Below are 12,649 nucleotides of genomic sequence, written 5' to 3'. Positions count from 1 at the left end.
GCGGCCTCGTTATTGCACCAGACGGTATTCCTGACGCTTGTCGCGGTCGCGCACTACGACACCGCGAGTCTGCAGCCTGTTGCACAGTTCCTCGGCAGTGTTCGTCTCCTTGCGGGAGAGCGCATGGCGCCGCTCGCGCAGAAGTCCGTGCGTTTCGTCGTCGAGGGCGGGGTCACCGTCGACCCACCGAGAGAAGTCGCCACCGTGAAGTGACTTCTGTGTCCACGGGTATCCGTGTTCGGTGAACGCGCGTCCGATGGCGTCCTTGTCGAGATCGCCGGTGTCGCGCCGGGCGAGTTCGCGTCCGGTGGTGTCGGAGAGGACGAGGTCTTTGTCGTCGAGGTGGACACCGGCGACTTTTGTTCGCGGAACATATAGTTCGTCGTCGTCCTGCTCGAGGAGCACGCCGTCGGAATCGACGGTGACCGTGAGGGATTCGCCGAGGCTGATCATGGCGAGGACGACGCCCCCCACGATCCCGAGAATCGTCAGGATCGGCAACGACCACGCGGTGGTGAGCTCCGCGAGGAGTTCGACCGGTCCTGGGACCGACGGCAGGGTGTCGACCGCCCAGCGGCAGAACGGGGGAGCGGCGAAGCCGAGCCCGATACCGACCAGGATGCACGCCACCGCCACGACGGCGGGGATCGTCCAGGAGACCGAGATCTTCGTTGCATCGTCACGCATCATCGTCATGATTTCTCTCCTCGGTGTCCGGTGAGGTAGCGGCGGATGACCGTCCGCATGGTGTCTACGGGTGCTGTGGCGGCCGGATTGCCGGCGTAGAGGAATGCCGAGTCGGTGATCGCGCGGATCCAGGTGGCGGTGGCGACGGGATCGAGCGTGGGGTCGACCCGGTCGTGGGCCCGACGAAGAAGCTGTATCAGTCCCTCGTTCACGAGGGCGTCCTCTTCTTCGAGGACAGTCGCGAGTTGCGGGTCGTGCCCCACCTGCCGGATCACCTCGACCACGAGGCCTGCGGCCAGTGGGTCGGAGGCGGGGCCGACTAGCTCGGCGACCATGTCGAGAATCGCCTCCAGCGGATCCGGGGCGTCGCGATAGCGTTCGACCATCGCTCGGGATTCGGGCAGGTCGCGCTCGAAGATCGCCCGGAAGACGCCGCGTTTGTCGCCGAAGTAGTGGAAGACCGTGCCGGAGCTGACACCGGCACCCTTCGCGATTGCGGTGACAGGGGTTGTTTCGTAGCCGTGTTCGGCAAAGAGTGCGGCGGCCGCGTCGGTGATCGCGTTGCGGCGTTGCGCTTGGAGTTCGGGGTCGACGGTGCGGGCCATGAACCCAGGGTAATAATTGATTGACTAGTAAGTCAATCAATTATTTCTGTGTGTGATCCGATCGGGAGGAGACGAAGTCAGTCCAACCGGTGCAGGTCGTCGACGGTGTCGATGTCGCCGGGATCTGCGAGACCTGCGCAGTCCAACCGCCGGACCCGGTTGCGATGGCGGGAGAGGAACGATCGCGCGCCCTCGTCGCCACGTGCCTGCTGCGCCGCTGCTATCGCGTCGGCCAGGTCGAACACGACGGGATGACCGGGACGCTCGCCGAACATCGGCAATGTCACGGTTCCCGGTTCGTGCGCCGACAGGACCGCACGTACGAGCTCGGAGTTGATGCCGGGGAAGTCCACGACCGTCAGCGCGATCACGTCGGCGTCGGTCGCGGCATCGACCCCGCACTGCAGCGACGTCGACATGCCCTCTTCCCAGCGAGGATTGCGCACCAGGGTTGTGCCGGGCGGGCACACGGCCGCCACGTCGTCGGTGTACGCGCCGACGACCACGATCGTCTCGTCGCACCCGCCTCGCTGGAGAGCGTCGACGACGGAATGCAGCAGGGGACGGCCCCGGTGGGGGAGCAGGGCTTTCGCCCGGCCACCCAAACGTGAGCCGTCCCCGGCAGCGAGAACGATCCCGGTGACAGTCATGCGCCGACTCTACTGGGCCGGACGCACCGTCTTCATTGCTCGATCGACTTCCCAGAACGCGCGCAGCGACGCGATTTTGCCTTCGTCGTTCACCCGGTACACGAACACACCCTCGGCGTCGATGATGTTGCCGGCCAGCGTGGTGCGAATGGTGCCGACGTTGACGCACTCGTTGCCGCACACCAGGACGTCGTCGACGAGGAACTCGAGACTCTCGGTGTTCGCGATCGTCATGTCGTAGAACGCTGCGATCGCCTCACGCCCGTGATGGCCCTTGCCCTCCGGATCGAACCCCGACGGACCCACCGGATCCTCCACGCATCCGTCCTCGGCGAACAGTGAAAGCCATTCATCCTTACGTCTCGAGCTCGCAGCCGTCTGCGACGCGCGTGCCGCAATACGTGCGGGATGTTCCTCGCTCATGCCGTGCCCTTCCCCTGGATGAACTTGTCTGCGCTGCTGAACTTGTCTGCGCTGCTGAACTTGTCTGCGCTGATGAACTTCTCGGCGAACTTCCGGAGCGATTCCTGCTTCGCTTCGAGGGACGAGTCGAATCCGTGGCCGTCGAAGATCCACGGCACCACGATGATGTCGGTGACACCCGCATCGGCGAGCGCGGCGTAACCGGACGAGCCGAACTTGTCGATGCACACCGTCTGGATTTCGAAAGAATTGTCGTTGCGGCCGTATTCGGTGCGTAGCGTCCGCAGGCGGTCGATCACCTGGACGAGATCGTCGAACTTGATCATCGCCGAGGTCCAGCCGTCGCCGGCCCGCGCCGCGCGGCGCAGTGCCACGTCGGTGTGGCCACCGACATACAGCGGAACCGGTTTGCTGGGTGCGGGACTCATCTGGAGACGATCGAAATCGTAGAACTCACCGTGGTGCTCGACCATTCCACCGCCGAGGATCAGCTTCAGCACGTCGATCATCTCGTCGACCCGCTTGCCGCGCCGCGCGTAGGGCACGCCGCACCATTCGAATTCTTCCGGTGCCCAGCCGATCCCGACGCCCAGACCGAATCGGTTGTTCGTGAGATTCGCGACCGAACCGACCTGGCGGGCGAGCAACACCGGATTGCGGGAGCCGAGCTTGAGCACCTGGGTGTAGAACTCGATGGTCGACGTAGCTGCCCCCATCGCAGCTGCGGCGATCAACGGGTCCACCCAGGGTGTCTCGGCTGTCCACATCCGCGACCCGTCCGGGGTATACGGGTAGTCGACGGTCTGCTTCTCCATGTAGAACAGCGAATCCGGTAGGGCGATCGACGAGAACCCGGATTCCTCAGCGGTCTTGGCGATCCCCGCGAGCTGATCGAGTGGCGTCATTGCGACGCCGACGGTGAACTTCACCATGAGAGACCCCTAATTCGACGGCTTGTCGGACCCGACCACCCACATCGAGAAATACTGCGACCCGCCGCCATACGCGTGGCCGAGAGCCTTGCGTGCACCCTCCACCTGGTGGTCGCCGGCTTTGCCCATCACCTGGATCGCTGCTTCGGCGAAGCGGATCATGCCCGACGCGCCGATCGGGTTCGACGACAGCACACCCCCCGACATGTTGACGGGAAGCTGGCCGCCGATCGCGGTTTCGCCTGCCTCCGTCAGCTTCCAGCCGCCTCCTTCCGGGGCGAACCCGAGGTTTTCGAGCCACATCGGCTCGAACCAGGAGAACGGGACATAAATCTCGGCGCAGTCGATTTCGGTGAGCGGATCGGTGATCCCTGCCTGCTTCCACAACGCCGCGGCCGCGATGCGACCGGCCTCGGGGTTGACCTGGTCGCGACCCGCATAGGTGGTCGGTTCGGTGCGCATCGCGGTGGCGTGAATCCATGCGACGGTGCGCCCGGCAGCTTCGGCCGCGGCAGCGCTGTCGGCGTCGCCGAGGACCACTGCGCACGCCCCGTCGGACGACGGGCACGTCTCGTCGTAGCGGATGGGGTCCCACAGCATCTGCGACGCCTGCACCTTCTCGAGGGTGATGTCGGATTGCTTGAGGTGGGCGTACGGGTTCTTCGCGCCGTTGAGGCGATCCTTCACAGCGACCATCGAGCCGACGTGTTCGGGCGCGCCGGAGCGACGGATGTACGAGCGGACATGGGGCGCGAAGTACCCACCGGCACCCGCGCCGACCGGCATCGTGAACGGCACCGGTGTGGACAGCGCCCACATCGCGTTGGATTCGGACTGCTTCTCCCACGCAACGGCGAGCACACGACGGTGGACGCCGGCCTGGACGAGGCTCGTGGCCACATTGGCGGTGGAACCGCCGACGGATCCGGCGGTGTGGACGCGCAGCAGGGGCTTGCCGGTGGCGCCGATCGCGTCGGCCATCGCCAGTTCGGGCATCATTGCGCCCTCGAACAGGTCGGGGGCCTTTCCGATCACGACGGCGTCGATGTCGTCCCAACCCACATGGGCGTCGGCCATCGCACGGTCGATTGCTTCGCGGACGAGTCCTGACATCGAGACGTCGTGCCGCTTTGCGACGTAGTGGGTCTGCCCCGTTCCGAGGACCGCCGCAGGTTGCTTCGTCATCAGTTTCGTCCCTCCAGAACGGCTACCAGATTCTGTTGCAGCACAGCGCCGCCCGTCGCGTGGGCGAGGGCACGGCCGGCCTTCCCGTCCATGATCGCCTGGGCGGCGAAACCGATGCGTTCGAGACCGCCGGAGAACATCGGGTTCCCGGTCAGAGGTCCACCCGACGGATTGATCGCGGTGTTTCCGTTCAATCCGAGCTCTTCACGCAGGATCAACTCCTGGTGAGTGAAGGGCGCGTGGAGTTCGGCGATGTCGAAGGCGGTGTCACCACGGGTGACGGCCTGCGCTGCAGCACGTGCGGACGGCGCGGTCGTCAGGTCGGCGGCGCCGAAATTCGGGGAGTCGATGCGATGCTCGATCCCGGTGATCCAGGCGGGGTTCTCGCACAGTTCCCGGGCGCGGTCGCCGGATGCGAGGACGATCGCGGCGGCGCCGTCGGTGACCGGTGCGCAGTCGTGGGTGCGCAGCGGATCGGCGACGTACGGCTGCGCGAGCAGCTCTTCGACGGTGACGTCGCCGCTGAGTTGTGCGTCGGGCCTGCTCTTCGCCGCGGCGCGGGCCTGCACGGCGACCTCGGCCATCTGTTCGGCGGTCCACTTACCGGAGTCGAGTCCGATCCGCGCCTGCAGACCGGCGAGCGATACGGCGTCGAGTCCGAGCGGTGCGACGAGATACGGATCGAGCTGCGCCGACAGGGTGCGCCGCAGCGTACCTGCCGACGACTTGCCGAATCCGTACACGAGAGCGGTGTCGACCTCGCCGGTGATGAGCTTGACCCAGGCTTCGTAGAGCGCCCACGCCGCGTCCATCTCGACGTGCGACTCGTTGATCGGGGGAACTGCACCGATCGCGTCGATGGCCGAGATGAAGGAGAAAGCGCGGCCGGCGAGGTAGTCGGATGATCCGGAACACCAGAAACCGATGTCGGACTTGGTGATTCCGAGCTTCCCGTAGAGGTCTTGGAAGCAGGGCACGAGCATTTCGACACCGTTGGTGGTGCCGTGTGTTTCGCGGACGTGTGGAGCGTGCGCGAAGCCGACGACTGCAATGTCTGTCATGATTTCGCGGCTCCTAGAGGTGGTGTTTGAAGGTGTCGAAGTCGGCGTCGGGTTCGCCGGTGGGACGGAAGTATTCGATGTTCTTGAGGGTGTAGTCCCATTCCTCCCGCGGTCGCCACTTGGCCTCGACGCGCATACCCATGCGCACTTCCGAGGCATCGCACTCGAGGATCAGGTGAAGGAACGGGATGTCGGCGCCGTCGAGCAGCACGTACGCCGCGACGTACGGAGGCTTGATCTGCTGGCCCATGAACGGAACGTTGACGATACAGAATGTTGTGACGATGCCCTTGTCGGGCAACTCGACGTGCTCCTTCGTCGGAACGCCGTCGGTGGGGCTCGCGCCGCGCGGCGGGATGTACACCTTGCCGCCCGGTCCGGTCCGCCCGCCGACAAGCTTGCCTTCCTTCAGTCCGCGCAGATACCACGACTCCTCGGGAGACGCTGTGTGCGTGTAGTGCAGATCGAGGGGGGTGGTGATGATCGCGACCGGTTCGGTGTCAGCCACGGCAGCAGGTGCTGCGCCGGCCTCGCCGGGTTCGAACGCCACGATGTCGTGGATGCCGCCCACCCGCTCGTCGGCCCATCGGACCCGAACCCGCAGACCGGTCTCGATGTCGTCGGGAGAGGAGACGTCGACAGCGTGCAGGAGGGAGGAGTCGGCGCCGTCGAGCCGGATCAGCGCCCACGCGAAGGGGCGGTCGAACGGCTGGCCCGACAGCGGCTCGGGGTTCCACGTCCAGCTCACCACGGTGCCGGTCTGCCCGACCTCGACGAAATCGACGAGCGGCTCGTGAGTGATCGCGTCGTATTCGGGGGGAGGGACGAGAACTCGGCCGTCCGATCCGCGGGCGCCGACGATCCGCCCGTCACGCAATCCGGTGACGAAAGCGCCGACGGTCGGCCCGGTGGATCGGGTGTAGTCGAACTGAAGATTCAACGGGGCTCTCAGTGGCGGTTCGGCGACCGCGCTCTTTCCCAGGCTCACATCTTCGAGTAGAACAGGTTCTAATGTCGCTGGCAAGAGTAGCGTGTGAACAGCGCGGCATGGCCCGTCGTCCGACCTGAAAGGCCTGCAATGAAATTGGGACTGCAACTGGGGTACTGGGGTGCGCAGCCGCCCAGAAACGGACCGGAACTTGTTACTGCAGCCGAAGCCGCGGGCTTCGACGCGGTCTTCGCGGCCGAGTCGTGGGGATCGGATGCCTTCACGCCACTCTCGTGGTGGGGGTCGGCGACCGAGCGAGTACGGCTCGGCACCTCCGTCGTGCAGATCTCCGGACGAACCCCGACGAATTGCGCCATGCACGCGCTCACCCTCGACCACCTCTCCGGCGGCAGGCACATCCTCGGTCTGGGTGTGTCCGGACCGCAGGTCGTCGAAGGCTGGTACGGGCAGCCGTTCGCCAAGCCGCTCGCCCGAACCCGTGAATACGTGTCGATCATCCGCGACGTCCTCGCGCGGAAGGAACCCGTCACCAGCGCGGGCCCGCACTATCCGCTGCCGTACTCGGGCGAGGGCGCGACCGGACTCGGTAAGCCGCTCAAGCCCATCACGCATCCGCTCCGGTCCGACATTCCGATCTGGCTCGGCGCCGAGGGCCCGAAGAACGTCGCACTCACCGCGGAGATCGCCGACGGCTGGCTCGCGATCTACTACTCACCGCGCCTTGCCCCGATGTACAACGAATGGCTCGACGAAGGATTCACCCGCCCGGGAGCGCGTCGCAGTCGCGAGGACTTCGAGATCGCGGCGACCTGCCAGGTGGTGGTGACCGACGACCGTGCAGCGACCATCGCCGGAATGAAGCCGGTGACGGCGCTCTACGTCGGCGGAATGGGTGCCCCGGAGTTGAACTTCCACGCGCAGGTCTACCGCCGCATGGGATACGGTGACGTGGTCGACGAGGTCACCGAACTGTTCCGTGCGGGTCGTAAGGACGAGGCGGCTGCAGCGATCCCCGACGAGATGGTGACCGAGACGATGATCGTCGGCGACCACGACGAGGTTCGTGCGGGTGTGAAGCGGTGGGCGGATGCGGGGGTGACGATGCTCCTGGTCTCGTGCCGCGACGCCGAGCACGTGCAGTCGCTCGCCGACGTCGTGCTGGGCTGAAGTGTTTCCGCCTCCGGCGGATTCGAGCGAATGTATCCTTCGTCTCGATCAAGAGACGCAATGCGCCATTCGTTCAGCGGGGGCAGGCGCGGTCGGGCCGCATCGGGTGGGATTCGGGGTTATCCACAGGTCAGAGATCCATCCACAGATTTGGCAGTACGACCGAATCCGAGCACCGGGCCGGGTACGAGTGCTGCACCGTGGCTGTTCATGAGACGAGGAGAGTGGGCGGAAGACCCGGAAGCGTTGCTGAAGATCGCGGACCGCGGGATAGTCGCCGACGCCGCACTGCGTCAGGTCGGAGTGTCTGGGTCGGCAATACATCTGCGATGCAAACCGGGCGGTCCGTGGCAGCGTGTGTTGCCGGGGATCCTCTACCTGGGCAATGGGTCCCTGTCGCCGCGACAGCGCGGGATCGCAGCACTGAAATACGGCGGGCGCGATGCGATGCTCACGGGTCGCGCGGCGCTGCGTGAGTACGGATTCGACAGTTCGACTCATGAAGCGCATCTGCTGCTACCCGCTGAGCGACGCAAGCAGTCGAAGGGATTCGTCGTCGTCGAGCGCTCCCATCGACTTCCGGAGCCGGTTATCCGTCAGCAGCTCCGGTGCGCCCCACTCGTCCGTGCGGTTCTCGATGCTTCACGTCGGTGCACGACTCTGAATTCGTCACGTGCATTGATTGCGCAGGTCGTGCAGAGCGGGAAAGTGACGGTGCCAGCGCTGATCGAGGAATTGGAGGAAGGCAGTGACCGAGGCTCAGCCCTGCCTCGGAAGGTGCTCCGCGAAGTTTCAGCGAACGTCCATTCCGTCCCGGAGGCAACGGCACGCGAACTGTGGCTCCGCAGCGGCTTGCCCGAGATGCACTTCAATTTCGACGTGGTGGACGCGGCCGGCAAATTCATTGCGCGGCCGGACGGCTGGGTCGACGACGTCGCGATGGCGTGGGAGATCGATTCGCTCGCGTGGCACTTGTCGCCGGCCGACTACAAGCGGACCGTCGAACGCCGTGCTCGGATGCAAAGCGCCGGGATCATCGTCTTGTCGACTGTGCCGAGCGCCCTCCGCGACGCTCCCGGCAGGGTGCTGGAGGAACTTCGGCGGCATTACGAGCTGGCGGCGTCGCGCCCGCGACCCGATGTCCGGTTACTTCTGCCGCAGAATTGACTGTCCCACTCCGAACGAATGGCACACTGCCTCTCTTGATCGAGACGAAGGATTCATTCGCTCGGAGTTGGGGGAGTTGGGGGGAGTTGGGGGAGATGGGTGAGGTGGGGGATGGTCAGGCGCCGGTGAACTTCGGGGGGCGCTTCTCGGCGAAGGCACGGGGGCCCTCCTTCGCGTCGGCGCTCTTGAACACCGCAGCACCGAGTTCTGCGTCGATGCGGAAGGCCTCCTCTTCGTGGAGTCCTTCGGAGCGGCGGATGGTTTCGAGGATCGCCTGCACCGCGACCGGTCCGTTGGCGGATATCATTTCGGCGATCTCGAGGGCCTTGTCGAGGGCCTGACCGTCCGGGACGACGTGCCCGATGAGCCCGATCTCCTTGGCTTCGGGCGACTTCAGGTGGCGGCCGGTGAGCAGTATGTCGGCGGCGATCGTGTACGGGATCTGACGGACGAGGCGCACTGCAGAGCCGCCGAGCGGGAACAGGCCCCACTTCGCTTCGGATACGCCGAACTTCGCGCTCTCGCCGGCGACCCGGATGTCGGTGGCCTGGAGGATCTCGGTGCCGCCTGCGATTGCGGGGCCCTCGACTGCGGCGATGAGCGGCTTCTTCAGCCGACGACCCTTGAGCAGTGCCGGCAGTCGCGACAGGTCCCAGCCGCCACCTTCGAACTTGTCGCCGGGCGCGGACTTGTTCATGTCCTTGAGGTCGGCGCCCGCGCAGAAGGCTCCGCCTGCACCGGTGAGGATCGCGACACGGATCTCGGGATCGTTGTCGACGCGGTCCCACGCCTCGGTCATGATCGCCATCATCTCGCCGGACAGGGCATTTCGTGCTTCGGGGCGATTCATCGTGACGATCAGGGTGTGCCCGCGTTGTTCGACGAGGCAGTGCGGAGCGCGCTCCGAAATGTCCGAAGTTTCGGCAGCGCCGGTGGCGGCGGTAGGGGACACTGAGAACTCCTGATGTGTTGTGAACTGGATCTCACTCCGGGTCTTGTCAGAAACGATAACACGTTCTATTTTGATGGCGTGGCCCTTAACATCGCAGACCTCGTAGAGCACGCCATCGACCTCGTCCCCGACCGCGTCGCACTCGCGTCGGACGGTCGCGAACTCACGTATGCGCAGTTGGAGGGCCGGACCAATCGGCTCGGCCACTACCTGCGCGAACACGGCGTCAAGCCGGGTGACAAGGTGGGGATCTACTCCCGCAACACCATCGAGGCCGTCGAGGCGATGGTTGCGGTGTTCAAGATCCGCGCCGTGATGGTCAACATCAACTTCAGATACATCGAGAACGAGTTGCAGCACATCTTCGAGGATTCGGACATGGTGGCGCTCATCCATGAGCGTCAGTACGCCGACAAAGTTGCGAATGTCCTGCCGACGACGCCGCTCGTGAAGACGGTCCTCGTCGTCGACGACGGCACCGAACTCGACTACTCCGGCTACGGCGGAGCCGACTATGAGCAGGCGCTCGCGCAGAGCTCACCGGAGCGCGATTTCGAGGAGCGCAGCCCCGACGACCTCTACATGCTCTACACGGGCGGCACCACCGGTAAACCGAAGGGCGTGATGTGGCGCCAGGAAGACGTGTGGCGCGTCCTCGGTGGCGGCATCAACTTCCTCACCGGCGAATACGTGGCCGACGAGTGGGAACTCGCCAAGACAGGTGCCGCGAATCCCGCGATGGTGCGCTTCCCGATTCCGCCCATGATTCACGGCGGTGCGCAGTGGGCGCTGTTCCAGGCATTGTTCGGTGGCGGCAAGCTCGTCATGCACCCCGAGTTCGACGGCCACGACACGCTGCGTGTCATCGAAGAACACAAGGTCAACGTCATCTTCATCACCGGCGACGCGATGGGCCGCCCCATGATCGACGCGCTCGAGCAGGGCAACCCGAAAACTGGTAAGCCGTACGATCTCTCGTCGATGTACTTCATGGGGTCCAGTGCCGCACTGTTCTCCCCGGCACTCAAGGAGCGCTTCCTCGAGCTCCTCCCGAACTGCATGATCACCGACTCCATCGGCTCGTCCGAGACCGGTTTCTCCGGTATCGGCGTGGTCCAGAAGGGGCAGGCGCACGTCGGTGCTCCCACGGTGAAGATCGACGCGTCGACCGACGTCATCGACGAGGACGGCACTCCGCTGCAACCGGGCGACGGCAAGGTGGGGTTGCTCGCCCGCAAGGGGCACATCCCGATCGGGTACTACAACGACGAAGCGAAGACGGCGGCGACGTTCCGCGAGTACAACGGCGTGCGGTACTCCATCCCGGGCGACTACGCGCAGGTCGAGGCCGACGGCACGGTGACGATGCTCGGCCGTGGCTCGGCATCGATCAACAGTGGCGGCGAGAAGATCTACCCCGAAGAGGTGGAGGCCGCCCTCAAGGGGCACCCCGACGTGTTCGACGTTCTCGTCGTGGGTGTCCCCGACGAGCGATTCGGTCAAGGCGTTGCTGCGGTCGTCGCGGTGCGCCAGGGCACCCGTCCCGCCCTGGCCGAACTGGTCGAGCGCGCCCGCGCCTCGATAGCGGGATACAAGGTGCCGCGGAGCCTCTGGTTCGTCGACGAGGTCAAGCGTTCACCGGCGGGTAAGCCCGACTACCGATGGGCGAAGGAACAGACCGAAACTCGTCCGGCAGACGACATCTACAGCAACAGCGCTGCCGTCAACGACACCGCCGCAGCAGGATAAAGGACCGCCATGCAGACAGATCTCAGCAAGAAGTTCGGCATCGAGTACCCGATCTTCGGGTTCACGCCGTCCGAACACGTCGCAGCGGCCATCAGCCGGGCGGGTGGCCTCGGAGTGCTGGGTTGCGTCCGGTTCAACGATGCCGAAGAACTCGACGCGGTTCTCACCTGGATGGACGAGAACACCGACGGCAAACCGTACGGTGTCGATATCGTGATGCCGGCGAAGGTACCCACGGAGGGCACGGCCGTCGACCTCGACAGTCTCATCCCGGCGGAACATCGCGCGTTCGTCGACCGCACCCTCAGCGAGCTGGGAGTGCCACCGCTCGGTGACGACGCCGAACACGCCACGGGGGTGTTGGGCTGGCTGCATTCGGTCGCGCGTTCACACGTCGACGTAGCACTCGAACATCGCCCCGCGCTCATCGCCAACGCTCTCGGATCACCTCCGAAGGACATCATCGATCTCGCACACGAGAAGGGAGTGCCCGTCGCGGCTCTGGCAGGCGCCGTCGACCATGCGAAACGACATGTCGAGAACGGCGTCGACATCGTCATCGCTCAGGGCTACGAGGCCGGTGGCCACACCGGTGAGGTTGCGTCGATGGTGTTGTGGCCCGAGATCGTCGATGCCATAGGGGATTCCGCGTCAGTTCTCGCCGCGGGCGGTGTGGGTTCGGGTCGGCAGGTCGCTGCAGCACTTGCGCTCGGTGCCTCCGGCGTGTGGATGGGCTCGTACTGGCTGACCACAGCCGAGTACAAGCTCGGTTCTGCGGCCAACGGGCCGTCGTCGATTCAGCGGGCGTTGCTCGGCGCGAGCTCGTCCGACACCGTGCGGTCGCGCATCTACTCCGGCAAGCCGGCGAGACTGCTCAAGACGAAGTGGACCGAAGCGTGGTCGAAGCCCGACGCGCCGTCGCCGCTGCCCATGCCGCTGCAGAACATCCTCGTCAGCGAGGCACACCAGCGCATCTCGGCCGGGAACGACCCCGAGGTCGTGGCGATGCCGGTGGGCCAGATCGTCGGACGGATGAACGAGATCCGCCCCGTCGCGGAGATCATGACCGAACTCGTCGACGGCTACGACAAGGCGGTCGAGCGGCTGAACCAGGCGAGGTAG

At 65.3% G+C, this 12,649-nt stretch carries 13 protein-coding genes; 4 read left to right on the top strand and 9 right to left on the bottom strand.

What is annotated here, in order from left to right; all coding sequences use genetic code 11:
- Window positions 1–9: 9 nt before the first annotated feature.
- The 8 genes from ACFWB0_RS03215 to ACFWB0_RS03180 form a co-directional block, all read right to left on the bottom strand.
- The gene (locus ACFWB0_RS03215; RefSeq protein WP_378488984.1) at window positions 10–696 is read right to left on the bottom strand and encodes a hypothetical protein; all 687 of its coding nucleotides are present in this window, start codon (window positions 694–696) and stop codon (window positions 10–12) included.
- Entirely contained in the window at window positions 693–1,292 is a 600-nt protein-coding gene (locus tag ACFWB0_RS03210; RefSeq protein WP_378488983.1) for a TetR/AcrR family transcriptional regulator, read from the bottom strand. Before ACFWB0_RS03210 ends, ACFWB0_RS03215 begins: the two co-directional genes overlap by 4 nt.
- Window positions 1,293–1,369: 77 nt before the next feature.
- Window positions 1,370–1,942: an NTP transferase domain-containing protein gene (locus ACFWB0_RS03205; RefSeq protein WP_378488982.1), complete on the bottom strand. Its 573-nt coding sequence runs from the start codon at window positions 1,940–1,942 to the stop codon at window positions 1,370–1,372.
- 9 nt (window positions 1,943–1,951) lie between these two features.
- Window positions 1,952–2,365, bottom strand: coding sequence for a nuclear transport factor 2 family protein (locus tag ACFWB0_RS03200; protein WP_378488981.1), 414 nt, complete (start codon window positions 2,363–2,365; stop codon window positions 1,952–1,954).
- Window positions 2,362–3,294, bottom strand: coding sequence for a TIGR03619 family F420-dependent LLM class oxidoreductase (locus ACFWB0_RS03195; RefSeq protein ID WP_378489117.1), 933 nt, complete (start codon window positions 3,292–3,294; stop codon window positions 2,362–2,364). Before ACFWB0_RS03195 ends, ACFWB0_RS03200 begins: the two co-directional genes overlap by 4 nt.
- A gap of 12 nt (window positions 3,295–3,306) precedes the next feature.
- On the bottom strand, window positions 3,307–4,482 hold the full coding sequence (locus ACFWB0_RS03190; protein WP_378488980.1) for a thiolase domain-containing protein: 1,176 nt from the start codon (window positions 4,480–4,482) through the stop codon (window positions 3,307–3,309).
- Window positions 4,482–5,543: a thiolase domain-containing protein gene (locus ACFWB0_RS03185; RefSeq protein WP_378488979.1), complete on the bottom strand. Its 1,062-nt coding sequence runs from the start codon at window positions 5,541–5,543 to the stop codon at window positions 4,482–4,484. Before ACFWB0_RS03185 ends, ACFWB0_RS03190 begins: the two co-directional genes overlap by 1 nt.
- A gap of 13 nt (window positions 5,544–5,556) precedes the next feature.
- Window positions 5,557–6,531 (bottom strand): Zn-ribbon domain-containing OB-fold protein, encoded by a 975-nt coding sequence (locus ACFWB0_RS03180; RefSeq protein WP_378488978.1) that lies wholly within the window; start codon window positions 6,529–6,531, stop codon window positions 5,557–5,559.
- A gap of 90 nt (window positions 6,532–6,621) precedes the next feature.
- On the opposite strand from ACFWB0_RS03180, the gene ACFWB0_RS03175 reads away from it, so the two are divergent.
- On the top strand, window positions 6,622–7,659 hold the full coding sequence (locus tag ACFWB0_RS03175; RefSeq protein ID WP_378488977.1) for an LLM class F420-dependent oxidoreductase: 1,038 nt from the start codon (window positions 6,622–6,624) through the stop codon (window positions 7,657–7,659).
- 210 nt (window positions 7,660–7,869) lie between these two features.
- Entirely contained in the window at window positions 7,870–8,826 is a 957-nt protein-coding gene (locus ACFWB0_RS03170; protein ID WP_378488976.1) for a hypothetical protein, read from the top strand.
- Window positions 8,827–8,941: 115 nt separating this feature from the next.
- On the opposite strand, the gene ACFWB0_RS03165 is transcribed toward ACFWB0_RS03170, so the two are convergent.
- The gene (locus ACFWB0_RS03165; protein WP_378488975.1) at window positions 8,942–9,778 is read right to left on the bottom strand and encodes a crotonase/enoyl-CoA hydratase family protein; all 837 of its coding nucleotides are present in this window, start codon (window positions 9,776–9,778) and stop codon (window positions 8,942–8,944) included.
- A gap of 78 nt (window positions 9,779–9,856) precedes the next feature.
- Between ACFWB0_RS03165 and ACFWB0_RS03160 the strand changes: the two genes are divergently transcribed.
- Window positions 9,857–11,527: an acyl-CoA synthetase gene (locus tag ACFWB0_RS03160; protein ID WP_378488974.1), complete on the top strand. Its 1,671-nt coding sequence runs from the start codon at window positions 9,857–9,859 to the stop codon at window positions 11,525–11,527.
- A gap of 9 nt (window positions 11,528–11,536) precedes the next feature.
- Window positions 11,537–12,649 carry an NAD(P)H-dependent flavin oxidoreductase gene (locus ACFWB0_RS03155; protein ID WP_378488973.1) on the top strand — a complete coding sequence of 371 codons (1,113 nt, stop codon included), beginning with the start codon at window positions 11,537–11,539 and terminating at the stop codon, window positions 12,647–12,649.

It is taken from the genome of Rhodococcus sp. NPDC060086, from assembly GCF_042730275.1.
In the GTDB taxonomy this organism is placed as follows: domain Bacteria; phylum Actinomycetota; class Actinomycetes; order Mycobacteriales; family Mycobacteriaceae; genus Rhodococcus.
This window is presented reverse-complemented; position numbering and strand designations above follow the sequence as displayed.